This window comes from Luteibacter sp. dw_328, from assembly GCF_018449605.1.
Classification (GTDB): Bacteria; Pseudomonadota; Gammaproteobacteria; order Xanthomonadales; family Rhodanobacteraceae; genus Luteibacter.
Genome location: NZ_JAAVUW010000008.1, coordinates 24146 through 46450 on the forward strand (window position 1 = coordinate 24146; position 22305 = coordinate 46450).

A 22305-nucleotide genomic window follows, 5' to 3' on the forward strand; every position below is an offset into this window, starting at 1 on the left:
GCGCCGGAGGGGCGCCGCCGTGCTGCCCAAGGAATCCTGCATGCGACCGATCCGCGCCACTACCCTCGGCTTCCTGCTCTGCGCCGGTCTTGCCGGCTGCGTGACCCAGGGCGGCGTGAGCCAACACGGCTCCGCCCCTTCGGGTGAAGCCACGCAGGCGGCACAGGCGCTCTACACCAAGGGCCAGTTCGACCAGGCCGCACAGGCTTATATCGCGCTGGCCGGCCAGGATCCGTCACACCGCGACTACTACAACCTTCTCGCCGCCGAAGCGTACCGCCAGGAAGGCGCGCTGGATCGCGCGGCGCCCATCGTCGCCGATATCCGCCGTTCCCGGCTCGAGGGCGAAGACGCGCTGCGCTTCGATGCCCTGCGCGCCGAGATCGCCCTGAAGAACAACGACCCGGCGAGCGCGCTTTCCTATACGGGCAAGCCCTCGTCGCGCGTATCGCCACAGATCGAGCAGCGGCTGGCTGAACTGCGCGCCCGCGCGCAGGCCGCGTCGAACGACCCCTGGAGCGCCGCACAGACCCGCGTGGAGCTCGACACTCAGTTGCGTGGCCTCGATCGCGAACAGAACCGACGGGAAATCCTCACCCTGCTCATCGGGATGGGACCCCAGCCCCTGGCCGAACGCGGCGATGCGCTATCGGCCACTGACCCGATGCGGCCGTGGGTGATCGAAGCGCAGAGTCAGCTCGGTAGCGTAACGCGCACCCCCGCCGTGCTCGACCAGGCCGTCGGCACGGTCACGGGCGACAAGGGCGTTCGCGAAGGCTACAAGGTACCGACCAAGGTGGCGCTGCTGCTGCCCCTCACGGGGCCGTTGGCAGGTGCGGGAGCAGCCATCCGTGACGGCTTCTTCACCAATTACATCGAAGCGGCGCACACCAACGCGCCGCGCCCGGAAATCGTCGTCTATGACGCCGGCAACGACGCGCAGCACGCCGTCGCCGCGTATGACAAGGCTGTCGCCGAGGGCGCCCGTTTCGTCGTGGGCCCGCTCAATCGTGACGGCGTGACCGCCATCTTCGCGAAGGGCGCCCTGCCCGCGCCGATGCTCACCCTGAACTACCCCAACGACAACAAGAACCTTCCGCCGGCCGGCGCGAACGAGTTCGGGCTGCTACCGGAGACCGAAGGCGCCCAGGTGGCCGACCACATGGCCGACCGCGGCATGCGCACGGCCCTCGTCGTGGTCTCCACAGACGATTTCGCCCGCCGTGCCGGCAACGCCTTCAAGGCCGAGTGGCAGGCTCGCGGTGGCACCGTGACGAGCCAGGCGACGCTGGACTCGGCGAGCATCGATTTCGCCTCGCAGCTTTCCGCCCCGGCCGACCAGGACCCCGCCACCGGCGGCGTCTTCATCAGCATGAAGCCGCAACAGGCGCGCCTGCTCCTGCCGCAACTGCGCCTGGCGAAGATCACCTTGCCGGTGTTCGCGACCTCGCACGTGTACAGCGGCGGCGATGACGCCACGGCCGACCGCGACCTGGAAGGCGTGGAATTCTGCGACGCGCCCTGGCTGTTCGATGGACAACCGGGCCTGCCCCGTCGCTCCGACCTGTCGTCCGCACTGCCGTCGACCAAGGGTGTCGCCGCACGGCTGTTCGCCTTCGGCATGGACGCCTGGGGCCTCGTGCCTTACATCGACTGGATGCGCGGCCATCCTGGCAGTTACCTGCCGGGCGCCACCGGCCAGTTGGTGGCGGACGAGTTCGGACGCGTGCGACGCGTACTGATCTGGGCGCGCTTCACCGACGGCGTGGCCCACCCGGTCGCGGGTAGCCTCGAACTCGAAGCGCCGGCAGCGGCCCCGAACGTGGAAAGCGGCGGCGGCTGATTCCCGCCGGCGCGGCCAGGGAGTGCCGCGTGACCACCACAACGAAAAAGACCACCGCACGCCGCGCCACCGGAGATCGCTTCGAGGGCGCGGCGTTGTCGTTTCTGCAATCGCGTGGCCTGCGCCTGGTGCGCGCCAACTTTCTTTGTCGCCACGGCGAGATCGACCTCGTCATGCGTGACGGCGAGACCCTCGTCTTCGTTGAAGTGCGCTACCGGCGCAGCGCTGCGTTCGGTGGCGCGCTGGGCTCGGTCACGGTGGCCAAGCGACGAAAGCTGATCAGCGCGGCGCATCTCTGGTTGGCATGGCATCCGCACGATGCGCAGCGCCCATGCCGGTTCGATGTGCTGGCGTTCGAGGGGGAGACGGTCGAGTGGGTGCGCGGGGCGTTCGACGCGGCCCAGTAAATACATGTGGGAGCCGCTTCAGCGGCGAAAAGCCAACGGAGCGGTATAGCCGACGCCCCCATCGCCGGCATAGCCGGCTCCCACACAGAAGAAGAGGCTCCTACGGAACCCCCCTCGGGATCAGGCGGTGACCAGGAAGGCCTCGCGACCCATCGTCGCCAGCTCACCGACGGTGTCGATCGTGATGTCCGGCGGCGTCTCCTGCAGTTCGGCGCCTGCTGCGGCAGCATAGTGACCCTGCTTGACGAACACCGTGGTCACCTTGTCGCCCAGCAGTTTCTTCAGCGCGACAAGAATGCGCGGTTTATCGTCGACCATGACGTAATGGTCGGCGGGGTAGCGCCTCTGCATGTCGTCGAGCATGTCTTCCTTGTGCACGTAGATCAGCACGTCCTCGCGGAAGGCGTCCCACAATCCGGCGCGACGGATCTTGCGCGGCTGGAATACCGTGTCGCCGTCGGACATGATCACCGGCCGGCCGAGGGTGCGCAGATGGTCGATCGCCTCGAGGACGCCCGGAAAACGCCGCTCATCGAAGGGATAGTCCAGCAGGAAGAACGACATCTCCATGAAGGCCAGGCTGCTGTCCTGGCCACGCAGGCGCTGCAGCACGCCGAGATAGTCCGCGTAACCGACCTGGCCGCGGATCTCCTTGTCGATCGCGGTATAGCGCGCCTGCCCCGCTTCGCCGAAGTCACGCAGCAGGCGTGCGGCAAGGTCGGCGCTGAAACGGTCGTTGTCGATCAGGGTGTTGTCGACGTCAAACAGAAAAACGATGGGGTCGCGGGTGGACACGATGGATCCTTGCACGGGTAGCTTCCCGCCTATATGGGGATGCTCATCGTGGACCGAAGGGGCCTACGGGGTCTTGTATGGGCGAACCCGATCACGCCCGCCGCGGGGGCACGAGGGACAGCCGGGTACCCCCGCTCGTTTTCGAATTCGGCGCCAGCAGGCGCTCGATTTCGTCCGGCGGCAGCGGCCGTGAGTAGAGGAAGCCTTGCCCTTCCTGGCAGCCGGCGCGCAGCAGGAAGTCGTGCTGGGCCTCGGTCTCGATACCCTCGGCGATCGTGTGAAGGTCAAGGCTGCGCGCGATAGCCACCATGGCCTCGGTGATCGCCACGTCGTTGCCGTTGGTCGGCAGGCCGGTAATGAAAGAGCGGTCGATCTTCAGGTACGCCACCGCCGGCAGCTTCAGGTACGCCAGCGAGGAATAGCCGGTGCCGAAATCGTCGATCGCCACACCCACGCCCAACTTGTGCAGGGCGAGCATGGCGCGCTCGGTATCCTCGCCAAGACGCAGGATCGCGCTTTCGGTGAGCTCCACCAACAAGCGCTTGGGGGCGATCCCGGTGGTGAGTACGGCCTGGCTCACCCCCGCAAGAAAATCCGGATGACCGAACGAGCCCGCCGACACGTTCACGGCAAGCCGCAGCGACGGCAGCCGCGCGATATCCCAAAGGCGTAGCTGCTCGCACGCGGTCTCGAGTACCCATTGGTCGATCTGGCGAATCAGGCCGAGGCTTTCGGCGAGCGGAATGAACTCGTCCGGGCCGACGTTGCCACGCTCGGGATGACGCCAGCGGATCAGCGCTTCCACGGCGACGATGCGACCGCTCTTCATCTCCACGCTAGGCTGGTAGACCAGATGGAACTCGTGACGGGTCAGGGCCTGGCGTAGTTCGGAAGCGAGCTTGAGGCGACGCCGCGCATCCGCATGCATCTTCGGCGTATAGAAGCGCAAGGCATTGCGCTCTTCGGTCTTGGCCACGTACATGGCCGCGTCCGCATTGGCGATGAGGGTGACCGCATCGTTGCCGTCGAGCGGGTAACCGGCGATGCCGATACTCGCGCTGACGAAGAGTTCGTAGTCGCCCAGGTCGAAGGGCCGCGCGAGCGCGGCAAGCATGGCCTCGGCGACCACGAGTGCCTCCTCACGCGAGCGCAGGTCGGCAAGCAACACGGTGAACTCGTCGCCACCGATACGGCCGGCAACATCCTCCGGTGTCAGCTGCGCGCGAATGCGCTCGGCCACACGCATAAGGAGCGCGTCGCCGGTGGCGTGGCTGTAGCTGTCGTTGACGACTTTGAACGCATCGAGGTCGACGAAGAGCACGGCGATGGCGCCGCGCTCGTGAGCCGCGCGGGTGATCGCTTCGGCGCAACGGCGCTCGAACTCGGCACGCGTGACCAGGCCGGTGAGCGGATCGTGCGTGGCCATGTGCTGCAGGCGCTGGCGATCGGCCTTGCGGGCGGTGATGTCGGAGACGACGGCGACATAATGCTGAGGGCGCCCTTCGCTATCGCGAATGGTGCTGATGCTCATCAGCTCCGGATAGGTACTGCCATCGGCGCGCTGGCTCTCCACTTCGCCAAGCCAGTTGTCACCGGAGGCGATGTCTTCCCATAGCGACGCCGGCAGTGGTCGGCCATCGGGCAAGGTGCGCGTGGCATCGAAACGCGTGCGGCGCAGCGCCTGCAACGAAATGCCGGTGAGCTTGGCATGCGCCGCATTCGCCGTGGTCACGCGGCGATCGGCGTCGGCGATGATCACGCCTTCGGCGATGCTGGCAAGCGCCTCGGCGGCGATCTTGCGCTCCTGCTCCATGGCTACCCGATCGGAAATATCGCGGACGATGGCCTGGCACACCTGACGCGAGCCCCAGACGACGAGGCTGCTCTGCGTCTCCACCGGCCGCGTGCTGCCGTCGGCATTGCGCAGCACACCGGTACCGGCGTGGTCGGAGCCTTCGACGAACAGACTGGAAAGCTGGATGCCGATGAGTTCGGCACGCGAACAACCAAGCCAGTTCGCGGCTCTTCGGTTGGTATCGAGGATGCGCCCGCTCTCCTCGTCCACCATGAAGATGGCATCGGCTGCGCTGTCGAACAGGAGGCTATACCGCTCCTCGGTGCCGCGAATGGTGGCGACGATACGCCCGGCCATGCGCAGCCACAAAAGCGATGCGAGCGTGGCGACACCGAACACCGTGAAGAACAGGACGCGGCCGATCCACGACGCGCCGTTGGCGATGTCGAGCGAGAACGCCTTGGCACGGGGTTCGACATAACTGTTGAGCGCCGCGATATGGCTGCGCTCCGCGTCGATCATCGCGGTGGGCGGCGTACCTGCCGCATACGCGCGATCGAGCCGGTCGGCGGTATCGGCGAGATCGTTCAGGCTGGCATCCACGGAACGCCATTCCGTCACGGCCTCGCGCACGTACGGCATACCGGAAAAATATTGGAAGATGAAGACCATTCCCGGAATGGCCTCCGGAATGACACCTCCGCGAGCGAAGGCATCGTAGACCTCGGCGTAAACGAAATCGCCACTGGCGATGGAGTCACGCGCCCAGCGATCGGCCATCAATACAGCGTAATTTCGCCGAAAACCGGCAAGGTCCGCCGGACGTCCGTGCGTGGCGTATTCGTCCAGATCGATGACGGCCTGCTTCTGCGCCTTGGACCAAAGACTCTCGCCGTTGAGGAAACCGGCGAGAGTCACCTGGGTCTGGAGCGCTACCCATGTGAGGGCAAGGATGAGGCCAACGACCGCGACGAGCGCATAGGCCAGTGGCCGCAGGCGCCTCGAAAGGGGTACTTGGTGACTGGCCTCAACGCGTTGCATCGTTCCCTCATATCCTCATCCGATCGTGATAGTGCGCCACATGGCGCCCAACTTGCGAGTTACGCGGCGGCCTCGTTCCACTTGCGAATCGAAGCCGTGGCATCCATGCAACGATCGAGCGTGATGCTCATGCTGACGTAGCTGCGACGGACGCACTCCCTTATGTGCTCGATCTGATCCACCGGGGGATTGGTGCCCAGCAGGGTGCAGACAATTTCCAGCGCTTCCCACGGATGTGTATCGTCATAAGCGGCGTGAAGCTGAAGCCAACGCAGCCCGGCTTTACGGCCCGTAATCGGCAGGCTTTCCGCGTAGGCCGCGCTTTCATAGACGATTTGTGACCAATCGCCCGTCGCTCCTTCCACCGCGTAGTTGGTCGCGGCGATACCCGCGGCCAGCGAATCGTCGCGGCTCACCTCCTCACACCACTGAGCCAGGGCCTGCGTGCCCTTGGGCGGTTCGGCCCGGAGCACATCCTCGCGCGACACACCCGCACTCTCCGCCCAGTTCAGCCAGTACTCGGCGTGATTTTGTTCCACCCGGATGTTACGCACCAGCCAGCGGCGGGCGAGGTCGTCGCCCGGGCTGCGGCCGTAACGCGTCTTCAGCAGGCTCTGTGACATGTAGCCCGGAAAACGCTCGATGACCGGCCACACGCCGATCATGAAGTTGCGGGTGGTATCCGGGTCGAGGGTGGCGGCGACCATCGCCGACCACATCTCATGACGGACAATCTGTGCCCGCGTGTCCTCACAGGACGAGACCATGTCCTGAGCCCAGAGTGGATAGCTGGCGATGTCGGTCTGTGAGCCGGTCAGTTCGAAACGTGCATTCATAACGATCTCCCTAGGGATCTGCTGCCAATGGAAGTCAAGGCAGGCCCGGGCGACCCGCGGCCCGCCATGCCGGTCCCGTTGCGGGGCCGGACGATCATTAGGGCACAACCACCAGTGCACTTTTCCGGCAAAAATTGAAGATGCGTGCGAGCCTTGCGCCGGGAATCGCCTAGCCCATTCGTCATGGACACATCCGGTGCGGCGGGGGTCTATCGTGGGTGTCCCGAATGCAAGGACTTCCCTTCCATGGCCACGATCAACCGTATCCTCGCCGCCGCCATCGCCTGCGGCCTCGCCTCAACGAGTGTTGCCGCCGCTGGTGCACCCATTGGCGTCGACCTCAAGGGCATCGACCACTCGGTGCAGCCGGGTGACGACTTCGACGGATACGCCAACGGCACCTGGAAGAAGACCGCCGTCATCCCCGCCGACCGGGCCAGCACGGGCGTGTTCCTGGAAGTGTTCCAGAAGGCCGAGAAGCGCAATGCGGAGCTGATCAAGGCCGCTGGCGAAGGCCACCCGGCGGCGGGGAGCGAGCAGCGCCTCATTGCCGACTACTACAAGGCCTATATGGATGAAGCCGGTATCGAGAAGGCCGGATTGAAACCGCTGGAACCGGCGCTGGCTTCGATCGACGCGATCAAGGACAAGGGTGCGCTGTCGACCGCGCTCGGTGCGCAACTGCGCGCCGATGTCGACCCGATCAACGCGACCAGCCTCGACACCGAACACCTCCTGGGCCTGTTCGTCGCCCAGGGCCTCGAGGATCCGTCGAAGAACATGCCGTACCTGTTGCAGGGCGGCCTCGGCATGCCTAACCGCGACTACTACCTGAAGACCGACAAGGACATGGTCGACACGCGGGCCAAGTACGCCGCCTACGTCGAGGCCGTACTGACCCTGGCCGGCACGCCGGACGCGGCCGCGAAGGCAAAGGCCATCCTTGCGCTGGAAACGAAGATCGCCCAGGCCCAGGCCTCGATCGTCGAGAGCGAGGACATCCACAAGGCGAACAACCCCTGGCCGCGCACGTCGTTCGCGAGCAAGGCACCGGGCATCGACTGGACGGCTTACTTCAAAGCGGCCCAGCTGGATGACCAACCCACCTTCATCGTCTGGCAGCCCGCCACCGTGACGAAGTTCGCCGCCCTGGTCGCCAGCGAGCCGCTGGATACCTGGAAGGCCTGGCTACGCTTCCATACCATCAACGCCGAGGCCAACGGCCTTCTGCCCCACGCCTACGACGACCTGTCCTTCGGCTTCTACGGCAAGACCCTCACCGGCACGCCGAAGCAGCGCGATCGCTGGAAGCGCGGCATCGGTCGTGTAAACGCCGATCTCGGCGATGCGGTAGGCCAGATCTATGTGAAACAGTACTTTCCCGCCTCTTCCCGCGCCCTGGTGCAGGACATGGTGAAGAACATCCTGAAGGCGTTCGATGCGCGCGTGGACACCCTGGACTGGATGTCGCCGGAGACCCGGCAGAAAGCCAAGGCAAAAATCGCGACGATCAAAGTCGGTGTCGGCTACCCGGATACCTGGCGCGACTACTCTAAGCTGGAGGTTCGTCCGGACGACGCGCTCGGCAACCATGAACGCGCCAGGCTGGCCGAATACCATCACCAGGTCGCCAAGCTGTCCCAACCGGTCGATCGCGATGAGTGGTGGATGACGCCACAGACGGTGAATGCGGTGAACCTGCCGCTGCAAAACGCATTGAACTTCCCGGCGGCGATCCTCGAAGCCCCGTTCTTCGATCCGAAGGCGGATGCGGCATCGAACTATGGCTCGATCGGCGCGGTGATCGGCCATGAAATCAGCCACAGCTTCGACAACACCGGTGCCGAGTTCGATGCACAGGGCAGGCTCGCCAACTGGTGGACCGATGCGGATCAGAAACACTTCAAGGACGCCGGCCAGCGTCTCGTCGAGCAGTTCAACCAGTACGAGCCGCTACCCGGCCTGCACATCAACGGCCAGCAGACGCTTGGCGAGAATATCGCCGATCTTTCGGGCCTCACGATCGCCTATGCGGCTTACAAGGAGAGCCTGCACGGCAAACCGGCGCCCGTGATCGACGGACTCAGTGGCGACCAACGGTTCTTCCTCGCCTTCGCCCAGTCGTGGCGGACGAAAACACGTGACGCGGCCCTGCGCGCACAGGTGATCGGCGACGGTCACGCACCGGGAGAATTCCGCGCGCAGACCGTGCGTAACCTCGATCCGTGGTACGACGCGTTCCAGCCGAAAGCGGGGCAGAAGCTGTATCTGGACCCCAAGCAGCGCGTGAAGATCTGGTAAGGGGCTGAGGCTTCCCGTCATCGAGTACGAGCATCGCCGATGAATCGGCTCCTACCAGGCAGGCACACCCCGCTCGGTAGGAGCCGATTCATCGGCGATGCTCCACGGCCCTACCGCGATCAACGCAAACGACGAACGCGCCGCTCAACCAACCCCAACACACCGTCGATCGACAACGCCAACGCCCCCACCAGCAACGCCCCCTGCACCACATAAGCGGTGTTATTCCCCACCAGCCCTTCCACGATGGGCGATCCCAGTGTCGTCGCACCGACGGCCGAGCCAATGGTGGCCGTGCCGACGCCGACGATGGCCGACAGGCGCACGCCGGCCATGATCGGGCCGGCAGCCAGCGGCAGCTCCACATCCCACAATCGTCGCCAGCGTCCATAACCCATGCCGTCCGCCGCATGCAGCGCCGCAGGCGCCACACTGTCGAGCCCTGCCACCGTCTGCCCGAGCACCGGCAACACGCCGTAGAGCGTCAGCGCCAGTAGCGTTGGCGCCGCACCGAAGCCCAGCAAGGGCACGGCGATCGCGAGCACCGCGACCGGCGGGAACGTCTGCCCGATCACGGCGACCGCGCGCACCGTCGGCAGCAACGACCGCCCGTTCGGACGGGTAGCCAGCACACCCAGTGTGAGGCCGACGGCGACGGCAACGAGTGTCGCCAGGACGACCAGCCAGAGATGCGAGAGCGTCAGCATGAGAAACGAGGTGCGCGTATAGAGGGGATGCGACAGCGTGGGCATCCACGCGTGAAACCATGACGCACTGTGCGGCAGTGCCAGGAGCAGGACGACCAGCAATAGCGGGGCGACGATCACCTTCATTCGCGCGAGGCCACAAGGTCGGCGAGCAGGATCGCGCCGGCAAGCTGCCCGTCGTCGAAGACAGGCAAGCGGTCGCGGCCCTGCGTCAGCATCGCCCCCAGCGCATCCTGTAACGAGGCCCCACCATCGATCGCATCGCCATCGGCGACCTCACCCTTGCGCATGCTGTCGCGTACCTGGCGCACCGCCAGTTCGCGCAGTCGCGCGCGCGACCCACCGACGAATTCGCGCACGCGTTCGTTCACCGGATGACGAATGAGTTCCAGGGGCGTACCAACCTGGGCCACCTTGCCGTCGAGCATCAGGGCCACGCGGTGACCGAGACCGAAGGCTTCGTCCATGTCGTGGGTCACGAAGAGGATGGTCGTGGCGGTATCGCGCTGGATCGCCTTGAGACTGGCCTGGAGCGACTCGCGCGTCACGGGATCGAGTGCGCCGAACGGTTCGTCCATCAAGACGATGCGTGGTCGCGCGGCGAGTGCACGCGCGACGCCGACGCGTTGCTGTTGACCACCGGAAAGCGTATCGGGATAGCGATCGGCGATGCCCGGCTCGTCCAGTTTGAGCAGGACCAGCAATTCCGCGACCCGCGCACGGGTGTCCCCGTCCGACCAGCCAAGCAGACGCGGGACCGTCGCGATGTTCTCGCCGACGGTCCGATGCGGAAACAACCCGACGGACTGGATGGCATAGCCGATGCCACGGCGCAGCGGCTCGACCGCCTGAGTCGCGACATCCACGCCATCGATGCGCACGCTTCCCGCGTCGATAGGGACCAGGCGATTCACGGTGCGCAGTAGCGTCGACTTGCCCGAACCTGACGGTCCGACGAGGACGAAGAACTCACCGTCGTCCACGCGAAGCGACAGGTCGTCGATGACGACGTGCTCACCGAAGCGTTTGGAGACGTGCTCGAACTCGATCATGGGCGTCGTTCCGTAAAAGCGAGCATGGCCTGGAATAGGAGATCGACGGCCAGCGCCAACGCGATGATCGCCAGCGTACCCAACATCACCATGTCGTTAGCCCCCTGGCCGATACCGAGGAAGACAAAGCGGCCCAGGCCGCCTGCACCGATCAGGGTGGCGACTGCCGCCAGTCCGATCGTCTGTACGGCGACAATGCGCAGGCCCGCAAGCAGCACCGGCCAACCCAGCGGCAGCTGCACGCGCGATAGCAATTGAAGCCGAGTCATGCCGAGTCCACGCGCCGCTTCGCGCGCATCCGCGGGTACCGCGCCGAGACCGGCGATGGTGTATCGGACGACCGGCAGCAGGGCATAGAGCACCAGCGCGAAGACGGCAGGGGCGGCGCCCGTTCCACCGAAACCGAGCGCACCGAGCGCGGGCCATGCGCGAGCCAACCAGGCAAAGGGGCCGATCAGCAAGGCGAACAGGGCGAGCGACGGCACCGTCTGGAGGAAGGCGAGCATGCCGACGACAGCACCATCCGTTCGGCGCGTGCGCCAGGCCCACCAGCCCAGGGGCGCGCCGATGACCAGCGCAAGCACGAGGGTCGTCGCGGCAAGCGTCAGATGGGTGAGCAGCGCGTCCATGAAGGGTCCGCGCTGGGCATGGAATTCGCGGACCAGCGCCAGCGTATCGAACGCGCCGGCGCTTCCCATGACGACGATTGCCACGAGTAGCGCGATCCAGGCAACGACCCGCCCGGCCATGCGTATCGCGCGCAGCCGGTCGAGCAGAAGGAGGCTCGCCGAGAGCCACATCAACCAGAAGCCCGCACCCAGGGGAACACGCGCACTGGGCGCCGCCGCGAGCAGCAGGGTACGCGCATCGATGCTGGCCAGGAGCGGCAGGCCGGCGATCAGTGCCCACGCAAGGAGTGCGACCGCCACCCGGCTCCCTCTCACGGAGGTCACGCCCGCCGCGGCGAGCAAGACGCACGTGAGGGCCAAGGCGACGACGTGCGGACTGTGCGGCTCGCCGCTAAGCAGTCGGTTTGGCGTGACATAGAGAAACGGAAAGGCGAGCGCGGCGACGAAGCCGATGCAGGCCAGTAGGACAACAGGCAGCGCGCGCGGGGTCATCGCACCAGGCCCGCGTCGCGCAGGTAGTCCCGGGCGACCACCGCCGGATCGTCACCATCGATTTGCGTGCGCGCATTGAGTTTGCGCAGCACGTCCACCGTCAACGGTCGAAAGGCGGCTTCCAGCGAGTTGCGCATGGATGGATAGCGCTGCAACACCTCCTCACGCACGACAGGGGCGGGCTGGTAGACGATTTCCACGTGGCGCGGATCGGCAAGGACGGCCAGGCCGGTGACCGCGATCGCGCCATCGGTCGAATAGACCATGCTTGCGTTGACGCCCGAGATGCCCTCGGCGGCCGCCTTGATCGTCGCCGACGTATCGCCGCCAGCGAGCACGAGGAGCTGGTCGCCACGCAAGGTGAATCCGTACGCGGCCTGGAAGGCGGGAAGCGCCGCATCGCTCTCGACGAATTCGGCAGAGCCGGCCAGGAGGACGTCGCCGCCGCCGTTCACCCAGCGCGCGAAATCATCGAGCGTGGCGAGTTTCTTCGCGCGTGCCACGTCGCCACGAACGCCGATGGCCCAGTGGTTGTCGGCGGGCGCGGGCGCCAGCCAGACCAGGCGGTTGGCGGCGAGGTCGAGCGAGGCGGCAAGCGCATAGGCCTTCCGCGCATCGCGAAAGGCGGGATCGTTCTCACGGTGAAAAAAGAACGCGGCATTGCCGGTGTACTCCGGATAGACATCCAGATCGCCATTGAGCAGGGCGCGACGCACGATGGACGTAGGGCCGAGCTGGGTCCGGTCGATCACCGGCACGCCGTCATGGCGAAGTACCTGGAGCAGGATCTGTCCGAGCACCGCACCTTCGTTGTCCGCCTTCGAGCCCACCCGCACCGCAGCCTGCCCGTGCGCCGCGAAAGCAAGCAGGACGAGCAGGACACCGAGCAGCCGGCGCAACGGTCAGCGCCCTAGCAGGTTGGCGAACGTACGCTTGTAGGACTCGTCGATCGGCGTGGCATCCACGCTGGCCGGCAGGCCACGGAAGCGTGCTTCGAAGGCGAGCACCGCCGCCATGAAGCGACCGGCACGACCTTCGTCGTCGCCCTCTTCCACCGCATAGGCCAGCACGCGTGCCGCCTGCCCTGCGAGGTCGACGTCATCGGGCAGTGCCGAGATGTCGCCCCATACCTGCTTCAGGTAATCCACGGCGATGCCGGCGCGCCGCATGCGGTGCAACAGGCCGGCTGGCATCGAATGTTCCGGCGTGAAACGCGCAACGATGTCCTGGGGTTCGTCCAGCGATACCGAACCCAGATCGATGCGGATGCAAAGCGACGCGGTGTCGAACAGCCAGGTCTGCGGCGCGGGCGGCTCGCTGTACGGCAATGCCATGCCATTGACTTCGATGCTTTCCGGGATACCGGCATCCAGCAGCTCGACGATGTACGAGCGGGCTCCGGGGCGACCTTTGTAATGACCGCGCATGGCGTCGATGTGCACGCGCTGCGCACGATCGCCACGACGACTACGCACGCTGGTACGTGCGAACTCGCCGCGCTGGTAGCCCTGGCTTTCGCCATCGTCGTCGTACAGTTCGGTGGCACCTTCGTCACCCGGGAAAACCTGCAGGATCAGGGCATCCGGCACGCTGGCGAGGTTACGCATGCCCTCGGGGTAGAGCGGCACCACGCTTCCCGGACGCACGAAGATGGGAATCTCCTCGAGCGTGTAGTGCCGCTCGATCATCTGCCCACCTTCGAACGACTCGGCGCCATCACGGCTGTACCAGAGGCCGGGCGGAAGCCACACGGGAAACGGTGCGGCGCCGTCCTCGCCGACGGGCGCCGTGACCGGCGCGACGAGAATGTCGTTGCCGAACATGTATTGCGCTGGATGGTTGTACGCCTCTTCGTGTTCGGGCCAGTGGTAGTACATCGGGCGCACGATCGACAGGCCAGTGTCGTAGGCGTGGCGTGCGGCCCCGTAAATATAGGGCGCAAGCTGGTAGCGCAGACGGATCGCGGCGAAGATCGCGTCGCCGTAAGGCGGCCCGAAGTGCCACGGCTCCTTGTGCAGGCTGGCTTCTTTCGCCGAGTGGGTGCGCAGCACCGGACTGAACACGCCCAGTTGCATCCAGCGGGCGTAGAGCTCCGGCTCGAGGTGTCGCTCTGGTCGCGGGATATGTTTGTGGAAGGTATGCCCGCCGATGTCGTGGCTCCAGTAGCCATAGAGGACATTGGAAGCCATGGCGGTGAAGTGTGGCTGGAACGCCAGCGAGCCCCAGGAGATCACGCTGTCGCCGGAGAAGCCGATCGGATAACGGTGGTTACCGAGGCCGCCCCAGCGGTGATAGATGAGCCCACGCCGATCGCCGTCGCGCTGCATCTCGGTGAAGAACGTGTGGTTGAGCCACCAGGTGTTCGACAGGCCCGGGTGCGCCTTCGACTCCGGCCACTGCTGCCAGTCGAGCCACCAGAAATCGACACCGACCTTTTCGAGCGGGTGCAGCACCGTGTCGAACAAGGCACGCATATACGGCTGCGACGTGCCTTCGAAAGGAATCGCCGCCTGTGTCGAGGTATCCCACGAGAGCGCCTTCGCCATGGCGTCGTACTGCTCTTCATGCGGCAGGACACCCGATGCGGGATGCAGGTTCAGGGTCACCCGAAGATGCTGCCCGTGTGCCCAGCGCATGAAGGCCTTCGGATCCGGAAACAGGCTGCGATTGAAGGTGTAGCCCGTCCAGCCGGACTGTTCACCGAAGACGTCCTTGTGCTCGTGTCCCGGCCGCAGCGACAGGCCCGGCGTGGTGTGCCAGTCCATGTCGAGCACCAGCACGTCGAGCGGGATACGTTCCTTCTCGAAACGTGCGCCGAGCGTACGCAGTTCCTCGTCGGTGTAGTTCCAGTATCGCGACCACCAGTACCCGAAGACGAACCGCGGCGGAATCGGCTGGGGACCGGCGATGGCGGCGAAGTCGCCCAGCGCGGCACGGTAGTCGTGGCCGTAACCGAAGAAATACAGATCCTGACGCTCGCCGGCCGGGCGCTCGAGCACCCAGCCTTCGTCATCGATGCCGAAACCGGCGGTGTCGTCGACAACATGCCAGCCGTCCCGCGCGATCAGCCCCTCTTCGATCGGCAGCTTGCTGCCGTCCTGCCAGGTGTCCCCGTCGTACCGGTCCAGGGTGCGGTAAGTGCCGCCAAGATTGTCTTTCTGGAGATCGCCCGGCTTCCAGGTCAGGTCGCCTTCGGCCCGACGAACCAGGATCGAAAGGTTGCCCGAGGTGAAGCGCCCGCTGCCCTTCAGGTAGCGCACCTGCAGCGCGCCGGTGTCGATCTCGATCGCCTGGTCGTCTTCGGCAATCCGGAATCGGGGTACGTCCAACGCCCGGTGCACCACGATCTGGGTGCGACTGTCGCGGAAGGTGCCGACGGCACTCCATTCCAGGCGGATGAGCCGAGGCGTCAGCACGGTGAAGCGCACCTCGGCGCGCTCGATCACGGCCTCGGGATGGGCCGCTGCGCCAGCATCGGGCCGGTGGTCTGTCGTGGCTTCCATGGGCGTGGAGCCCCCTTCTTAGACGCGAGGTACACCATTATGACGCGTTGCCGCATGGAACCGGTGAAAGCATCGGATTGACGGCGTCTTGCCGCGCCGTGCACTTCCCGGTCGGCACCTTCACCTCTTCAATCAACGGAGGAGCGGGACCATGAACGAAGACCAGATCCGTGGCGCGGCGAATACCATCGGCGGCCGTGTGCAGCGCGCAGCAGGCGCCCTGGGCGGCGACCACGGCCTCGAAGCCGAAGGCGCCATCCGTGAGACGGCCGGGCGCGTCCAGGCCAAGGCTGGCGAGGCCGTCGACACCGCCCGCGACGTGATCGCCCACCGCCCCCTTGGCGCGATCCTGAGCGGCTTTGGCGTCGGCATCCTTGTGGGCATGCTGCTCGCTCGTCGCGACTGATCCGCTCCGGAATCAGCGCAACAAAAGCCCGGCTTCGTGCCGGGCTTTTGTTTGGTTCTTCGCGGATTACCGGGGCCCGGGCGCGCGGGTTTAGGTCGGGGCATTCTTTCGCACCTCGCACCTCGCACCTCGCGCATGGCTCGCCTTCGGCTTCGCGGGTGGCTCGGCTCCGCCATCGCTCTCTACACTTGGGCGTCTCGCGGGGAGACCTTGGTGCCCACCCTCGCTGCTCAGACACGTCCTCCGCGTTCGAAAAGGAAGGCCGCTCACGCGGCCCGTGTACCTAACTGGCCTACGGCCGCTCCACTTGTGCGGAACTCGCCTCGAGGGTGGACACCAAGGTCTCTCACGACGATACGGTTGAGTGGAAGGAGAGCCGTTGGAGTGGGTGTGGCCGCCCAAGCGGACCGTTACGGCGGTCGTGCAGATACGTCATTTCCGGCGCGGCGAGCGTTTTCCTCGCCGCTGCGCTGACTCGCGGACGATCTCAGCGCGCTGGGGTCGACCGTTTGGCGGTGCCGACGAGCCAGCATCCGAAGCGGCGCTGCTTTGTCGGCTCGACCCACACGAACCTCAGGGTCCGGGAGAGTCTTCGGTGCCCACCCTCGAGGCGAGTTCCGCACAAGTGGAGCGGCCGTAGGCCAATAAGAACATGGTCCGCGCAGCGGACTTTCCGGTACGAAACGCGGAGGACGTGTCTGAGCAGCGAGGGTGGGCACCGAAGGCTCTGCGCCTCACCGTCTTCGGCGTCCCCGGCATTCCGCGAAGAACCCTTTGTTTGGTGGGTCACGGGGTTTCTTCCTGGCGGGCTCGCCTTTGGGCTCGCGGTTGCGCTGCGTCGCAAGAGCCGGCGGGTATCACCCTCGGGGCCACGCGACGCGAGCGCATAACGCAATGCCGAAGGCGAGCCAGCCCCGCTCAGAGCAGCAAGCAGCGATTGCGTCCTGCGCGTTTGGCGGCATAGAGGGCGCGGTCGGCGCGATCGAAAACGGTAGCGGCGGTGTCATCGACGAGGAAGCGTGTGATGCCGCCGGACATAGTGACGGTCACGGGCTTCTGGCTGGCGTGGAAGGCAAGTGCAGCGACCGTTTCGCACAGCGCCGTGGCGGCAGCGATAGCTTCCTCGGCCGGGACGCCGGCGAACACCACGACGAACTCCTCGCCACCGTATCGGGCGACGAAGGCCGGTTCCGGCAGTTCGCGAGTGAGGGTCTGGGCGACGATACGCAGTACGGCATCGCCCGCCGCATGCCCGAAGCTGTCGTTGATCACCTTGAAGTGATCGATGTCGAACGCGCCCACGCAAGCGACGCCACCGTTATCGCGGACATCCCGCTCGATCTCGGCCATGCGCCGCTCGTACGACAGACGATTGGGCAGGCCGGTCAGTGGATCCGTGAGCGCCAGCTCATGCTCGCGGCGCAGTGAGTCCTGCAGCGACGTCGCCTGGATTTCGAGTTCTTCGACGCGATCCTTCATGCGTTCCGCACGATCGCGATACGTCGCCAGGCGCTCGTCCTCGCGCGCGCGGAAGACACGAAAATGTTCGTCGATCATGGAGAGGCGCGCGTTGACCTGCGCCTGCAAGGCTTCGAGATCGGTGGCACCCTGCGTCTGTTCGACGAGCAACCGCATTTCCTCGCGCACCGTCGCATCCAGGTCCCGACCCTGTTCATCGCCCACGTCTGTGTTCTCGGTCTCGGCCACGAGATAACGAGTCATGTCACCGAGCCTTCCGCTGACATCGGCCAGAAGTTCCTGCAGCTGGGCGATGTCCTGGCGCAGCGCGTTACGCTGCAGGTTGACCAGATCGGCGATGCCGCGGGCCGCCGCCGAGATAGCCGCCGTGTCGCGGGCCTGCCCCAGCGAAGCGTGCAGTGCGTCGACACGCCCCGCGAGTGCGGGCATGAGCACGACATGGAACAGCACCTGTCGCAAGGCCTCCATCGCCTCCTGCACGGTATCGACGGCTGCGGCGAGCAAGACGGGCTCAAGCGCCTCGGTCATGTGGTGTGGCGCCGGAGCCGGCCGCGGCTCCAGTGCGGTCACTGCCTCGGCCAGGGCATCGAGCAGGGTATCGAGAGCGTCCGGATCGGAGGCGAGACCCAGGCCGTCACCGAGCTGGTCGAGGAGGCGGTCGGCTTGCGCGCTTTGCCCACGCGCTAGCGCAGTGAGACGCAGGACAAGCCTCCGCAACCCCTCTTCAAGCCGCCGGAAGTCGTGCTCGTCTCGCTCCATCCGCTCAAGGGCGAGATGGTATTTGCGCTCCCAGACGTCCTGGTCCAAGCCGTCGCCCTCGTTCATGTCAATAAAGCACCCGGGCGAGCAACTGCAACTGGTTGCCTCGTTCGTGAGGTGAGAATCCCGCGTCTGCGCGGTCATCGCGCGTGGCGTCGACATGCAGCCATTCGCCGGTGAGACGGAGCCAGTCGCTCGGCCGCCAGTTCAAGGCGGCGGTGAGGGCGCGTCCGCGCTCGCCGGACGGCCACGTACGAAAGCGCTCCACGCGAAGGGTCGGACGCCAGGCACCGCGATTCCAGCCTGCCAGCAGGAAGGCCGACTGGAAATGAGTCAGCAGGGTGCGTTGGTGCGGCTGAACCTCGGTGTCTCCATCCATGCCCTGCGCAATCCAGGTCACCGGCCCCGTGACGTAACTGGCGCCCGCCGACCAGAAGCGCGTGCGCCAGGCGAAAAGCTTGTCGCCGTCCGCGTAGAGCCGGTAGGCGCGGGGATCGGCCCCGTTGTCGTAGCGCAGCACGCGCACGTCGAGACCGTTCGTGCTCTTCCAGCCAGTGTCTGCATACCAGCCGGTGCGACCACCGATGCTCTGGAATGGAGCGTACTGCTCGCGGGTGCCGTCGTCGGAGGGCTCGCGCAAACGGCCGCCCACACCGTATACAAGGTCGCTCAGAGACCAGCCGCGCATCGCGAGGATATTTCCGGCGACGTCGTTGTGCCGGAACAGGCCGCCACCAAAATCGAGCGTGCCGCTTTCGCCGCGCCATGCTTCGCGGCCTTCGACACCGAGACCACGCAGTTCCTCGCCGACCCAGCTGTTGATCGCCGAGGGCGTGATCGTCCATGGACTGGTCCAGCCGATGCCCTCGTTCTCGAGCGACATGGGGATGAAGTACAGCCCGCCCTTGATCGACGCCCGCCACGCCGAAAGCGACACGGGGCGATAGCGCAGGAAGGCCTCCGTCAGCTGGGGACTCGCATGGTCGGTCTGCTGGAGCTGCATGTCGGCCAGGGCGAACAGGGCCGGCGTGAACTGCGCGGTGACGACGAGGGCTGCCGCGCCGAAGCGTGCCTGCGTGTCACCGCTGCCGTAACGCAGGCGTCCCGGTCCGCCGTTGACGAAGCTCGGATCGTTGGCGGCGTCGGTCAGGCGCAGGTCCGCATACGCATGCACCTTCACGTCCTGCGCGCTGGCGAAGGGCGTCGCGAGGCAGACAGCGATGGCGGCAACGGCGTGGCGGAACCGACTCACGCGGATCCCACGCCTTGCGCACCGTGGCGCGCGACCAGGGCCGCGAACGTCATCGGCCGGTCGACGTGGAACCCCTGGGCATGATCGCAACCTATGCTGCCGAGGAAGGCGACGGTGGCTTCGTCCTCGACGCCTTCGGCGGTCACCCGGTAGCCCAGGCGATGGCCGAGCTCGACCAGCGATCGGACGATCACGCGGTCGGTTTCATCGGTGGCGAGGTGTTGGACGAACATCTTGTCGATCTTCAGTTCCCTGACGGGCAGGCGGCGAAGGTAGGCGAATGAGGTCTGGCCGACGCCGAAATCATCGATCGCCATGTCGATACCCATATCGGCCAGGCGACGAAGGACTTGAAGTGCGGCCTCCGGCTCGCCGATCACCGCGCTTTCGGTCACCTCGAGGGTGAGCGAGGTGGCGGGCAGGCGGTGGACGCTCAGAAGATGGGCCACGCGGTCGGGCAGCTCGATGTCGCCGATGTCGCGTGCCGAGAGGTTGATCGAAATGCGCATGGCTTGCCCTGCGCGGGCCAGCTCCGCGGCCTGGGCGATACCGCGCGCCAGCACCCATCGGGTCAGCCGGCCGATATTGCCGGTTTCCTCGGCTATTCCGACGAACTGCTCGGGCGGAACCATGCCACGCCCTGGCCGCGGCCAGCGCACCAGCGCCTCCGCACCGTCAATGCGGCCATCGGCCAGACGGCGCTTCGGCTGGTAGTAAAGCTCCAGCGCATCGGTGTCGATGGCCGCGCGCAGTTCGCTCATGAGCGAGAGTCGCTCCGGGCGATGCGGATCGGCTTTCGGGTCGTACACGTCCACGCCTCGTGCCGATCCCACCGCGGAGAATTCCGCGACCTCGGCCCGACGCAACAGGGCAGCCGCACGCTCCCCATGACTGGGCGCCAGCGCGATACCTACCGCAGGCCCCATATCCATGTTGACCTCGGCCTCCTGATAGGGCTGGCCGAGGGCATCCATCACCCGGAACGCCACCGAGATCGCTTCCGCGCGGTCGGCGCCGCGAAGCCACACCGCGAACTGCGTATCCGTGGCACGTGCAACGTAATGCGTACCCGTGGCCTGGCCCACGCGCGCACCGGCATCGCGCATGAGGCGGTCGGCCAACGCGTGACCGATCGTCTTGATGATGTCCGGCAAGCGTGTGACGCCGACGATCAACAGCGCACCCTGCTGGCCCGGCGCGGTGGCGAGGTCCTGGTCGATCGCCTCCTCGGCTGCCGCCCGGTTCGGGAGCCCGGTGACACCGTCGTGCATGGCCTGGTGGCGAATGCGCAGTTCGCGTTCGCGTACCGCGTCGCCCATCGTGCGGAAGGCGGTCGCCAGTTCGCCGATCTCGTCACGGCGACGCACCTCGGGCGCATCCCGGTAGTCCCCACCGGCGATGCGCCGCGCCGCGGCAGCCAGGGCCTCGACCGGGCGCGAAACACCTCGGGCCACCAGCCAGGAAACGAGCAAACCGGCGGCAAGGCCGAGCGCGAGCAGGAGCAACCACGCATTCCAGACAGCCTTATAGGGACGCAACGCGTCGTCGAGCGAGTAGCCGAGTACCGCATAGACTGCACCACTGCCTTTCGGCTGGCGAAGTAACTGCGCGAGCACGAGGTAGTCGCGACCGCCGATGGTCAATGCGGTGGGTTGAGTAGGCAGCGACCGGTCGCTGGCGGAGAAACTCACCGTGAGCTCGGAATGGCTGCTACCACGCGCGATCACCGCGTAATGACCGGAACCGCTCGGCGTGGCGAGCTCGATGTCACGAGGCAAGGCGGAAAGCTGTTGCATGTGCGCGATCAAGGCGTCGTCGACCGGAATGCTGGCGACCACCAGGCCGACCGGTTGGGGCGCGTAGATCGGAACGACGACCACCCAGAAGGCCTTGCCGTCGATAACGGCAACGGCGGCCGTGCGTTCGTTGAAGGCCCGGCCCAGCAGATCAGGGAACGCAAACGGCTGGCCGTCATCGGCGCCGGCCGTCGTATCGGCCTGGACCTTGCCATCGAGACCGAGCAGCTGCATGCGCGACGCACCGACGCGACGGCCGTGGTTACGCAGGACGGAAAGAATGGTTTCCTTGTCCCGCGCACCGATGGCCGAGCGCAGGCCGTAGTCCAGCGACATGATCTGCACGCCGTTGGCGACGCTGGCCGACAGATCGTTCATCTGCGCCACGAAGGCGCCGGCATTCGCGCTCAGCTGGCGGCCACCTTCCTTGACCAGCTGTCGTCGCGCGACATCGTAAGCCAGTACGGCGGTGAGGCCCTGGACCAGGATCAGCGTGGCGACGAAGAACATCGCCAGCCGGGTGCGGAAGCCGAGGACCCGCATGGTCCGCTCAGTATCCGATGTGTTCGCGATCCATCGCGCCGCGCGGATCGGGCAGCAGGGCGAGGTTGAAACGGACGGTGGCCGGAGCGGCCTCGCTCACGGTGACGCCCTGGATCGGCAAGGTCACCCCGGGACGCAGTTGCGGATGCCAGGCATGGGCGCGGTACTGCCCGTCATTGACCCCATCGATGCTCGCCCTGCCCTGTGCGTCGGTCGTCGCCATCTCGGGATCCTTCGTCACATAGAGGTAAGTGAGCATCTGGTCGTGGATGTTGCAGCCGACCGCGGCGTTGCCGGGGTTCTTCATCAGCAGCGCGGGCGAACTTTCACCGGGGCCGAGCATGTATTCGAACTTGACCATGTCCGAAAACGAGTAGACGTGGTGCCGCGTGTTGTCGCTGTTGCGGAAGATCACACTGTCGCCGGCGTGCAGCGCGGTGACATAGGGGAGGAAGGTTTCGTCCTTCTGGTCGACGTAGCGGGTGGCCGCTGGGATCGTGCGTGACGTGGTGCCAGGCATGGGTGCAAGGCTCACCACCGCATCCGCCACGGGATGCCCGTTCGTATCCACGACCTCGATAACCACCCGTCCGGCCCGGGCCGGTGCGGCGCCCAGGATCAGTACGGTCGCAACGGCGAGCAGGCAGCGCATAGGAATCCCCTGTGTCC

16 protein-coding genes are annotated in these 22305 nt (G+C 66.1%); 4 read left to right on the top strand and 12 right to left on the bottom strand.

The window, feature by feature from the left end; translation table 11 throughout:
- Positions 1–40 precede the first annotated feature (40 nt).
- Both HB634_RS18490 and HB634_RS18495 read left to right on the top strand, forming a co-directional pair.
- Positions 41–1843: a penicillin-binding protein activator gene (locus tag HB634_RS18490; RefSeq protein ID WP_213949667.1), complete on the top strand. Its 1803-nt coding sequence runs from the start codon at positions 41–43 to the stop codon at positions 1841–1843.
- Positions 1844–1872: 29 nt separating this feature from the next.
- Positions 1873–2250: a YraN family protein gene (locus HB634_RS18495; RefSeq protein ID WP_213949668.1), complete on the top strand. Its 378-nt coding sequence runs from the start codon at positions 1873–1875 to the stop codon at positions 2248–2250.
- 120 nt (positions 2251–2370) lie between these two features.
- On the opposite strand, the gene HB634_RS18500 is transcribed toward HB634_RS18495, so the two are convergent.
- From HB634_RS18500 to HB634_RS18510, 3 genes are all read right to left on the bottom strand, one after another.
- Positions 2371–3045: an HAD family hydrolase gene (locus tag HB634_RS18500; protein WP_345777512.1), complete on the bottom strand. Its 675-nt coding sequence runs from the start codon at positions 3043–3045 to the stop codon at positions 2371–2373.
- Positions 3046–3136: 91 nt separating this feature from the next.
- Positions 3137–5881 (bottom strand): EAL domain-containing protein, encoded by a 2745-nt coding sequence (locus tag HB634_RS18505; RefSeq protein WP_213949670.1) that lies wholly within the window; start codon positions 5879–5881, stop codon positions 3137–3139.
- Between the two features lie 59 nt (positions 5882–5940).
- Entirely contained in the window at positions 5941–6717 is a 777-nt protein-coding gene (locus HB634_RS18510) for an iron-containing redox enzyme family protein (RefSeq protein WP_063572800.1), read from the bottom strand.
- A 246-nt stretch (positions 6718–6963) separates the two neighbouring features.
- Here HB634_RS18510 and HB634_RS18515 point away from each other — a divergent pair, with 246 nt between their 5' ends.
- On the top strand, positions 6964–9018 hold the full coding sequence (locus HB634_RS18515; protein ID WP_213949671.1) for a M13 family metallopeptidase: 2055 nt from the start codon (positions 6964–6966) through the stop codon (positions 9016–9018).
- A 119-nt stretch (positions 9019–9137) separates the two neighbouring features.
- Here HB634_RS18515 and HB634_RS18520 read toward each other — a convergent pair whose 3' ends face one another.
- Genes HB634_RS18520 through HB634_RS18540 form a run of 5 tightly spaced genes read right to left on the bottom strand, consistent with a single transcriptional unit; the run spans position 9138 to position 15401 of the window.
- A complete protein-coding gene (locus tag HB634_RS18520; protein ID WP_063573400.1) occupies positions 9138–9851 on the bottom strand; it encodes an ABC transporter permease in 714 nt (237 codons plus the stop codon).
- Complete coding sequence (locus tag HB634_RS18525; protein ID WP_063573401.1) at positions 9848–10777, bottom strand: ABC transporter ATP-binding protein; 930 nt, start codon at positions 10775–10777, stop codon at positions 9848–9850. The genes HB634_RS18520 and HB634_RS18525 overlap by 4 nt, the downstream gene beginning before the upstream one ends.
- Positions 10774–11898, bottom strand: a complete 1125-nt coding sequence (locus tag HB634_RS18530) for an ABC transporter permease (protein ID WP_213949672.1) — start codon at positions 11896–11898, stop codon at positions 10774–10776. The genes HB634_RS18525 and HB634_RS18530 overlap by 4 nt, the downstream gene beginning before the upstream one ends.
- Positions 11895–12797: a glycine betaine ABC transporter substrate-binding protein gene (locus HB634_RS18535; protein WP_213949673.1), complete on the bottom strand. Its 903-nt coding sequence runs from the start codon at positions 12795–12797 to the stop codon at positions 11895–11897. Before HB634_RS18535 ends, HB634_RS18530 begins: the two co-directional genes overlap by 4 nt.
- Before the next feature lie 3 nt (positions 12798–12800).
- Positions 12801–15401 carry a glycoside hydrolase family 31 protein gene (locus HB634_RS18540; RefSeq protein ID WP_213949674.1) on the bottom strand — a complete coding sequence of 867 codons (2601 nt, stop codon included), beginning with the start codon at positions 15399–15401 and terminating at the stop codon, positions 12801–12803.
- Positions 15402–15552: 151 nt separating this feature from the next.
- Here HB634_RS18540 and HB634_RS18545 point away from each other — a divergent pair, with 151 nt between their 5' ends.
- The gene (locus HB634_RS18545) at positions 15553–15807 is read left to right on the top strand and encodes a CsbD family protein (RefSeq protein WP_046968237.1); all 255 of its coding nucleotides are present in this window, start codon (positions 15553–15555) and stop codon (positions 15805–15807) included.
- Between the two features lie 918 nt (positions 15808–16725).
- Here the strand turns inward: HB634_RS18545 and HB634_RS18550 are convergent.
- From HB634_RS18550 to HB634_RS18565, 4 genes are read right to left on the bottom strand one after another with little or no spacing between them, the layout of a single operon-like run.
- Positions 16726–18111, bottom strand: a complete 1386-nt coding sequence (locus tag HB634_RS18550; RefSeq protein WP_213949675.1) for a GGDEF domain-containing protein — start codon at positions 18109–18111, stop codon at positions 16726–16728.
- 1 nt (position 18112) lies between these two features.
- Complete coding sequence (locus tag HB634_RS18555; RefSeq protein ID WP_213949676.1) at positions 18113–19297, bottom strand: hypothetical protein; 1185 nt, start codon at positions 19295–19297, stop codon at positions 18113–18115.
- The gene (locus HB634_RS18560; RefSeq protein ID WP_213949677.1) at positions 19294–21636 is read right to left on the bottom strand and encodes an EAL domain-containing protein; all 2343 of its coding nucleotides are present in this window, start codon (positions 21634–21636) and stop codon (positions 19294–19296) included. The genes HB634_RS18555 and HB634_RS18560 overlap by 4 nt, the downstream gene beginning before the upstream one ends.
- Before the next feature lie 7 nt (positions 21637–21643).
- Positions 21644–22288: a carboxypeptidase regulatory-like domain-containing protein gene (locus HB634_RS18565; protein WP_063574157.1), complete on the bottom strand. Its 645-nt coding sequence runs from the start codon at positions 22286–22288 to the stop codon at positions 21644–21646.
- Positions 22289–22305 lie beyond the last annotated feature (17 nt).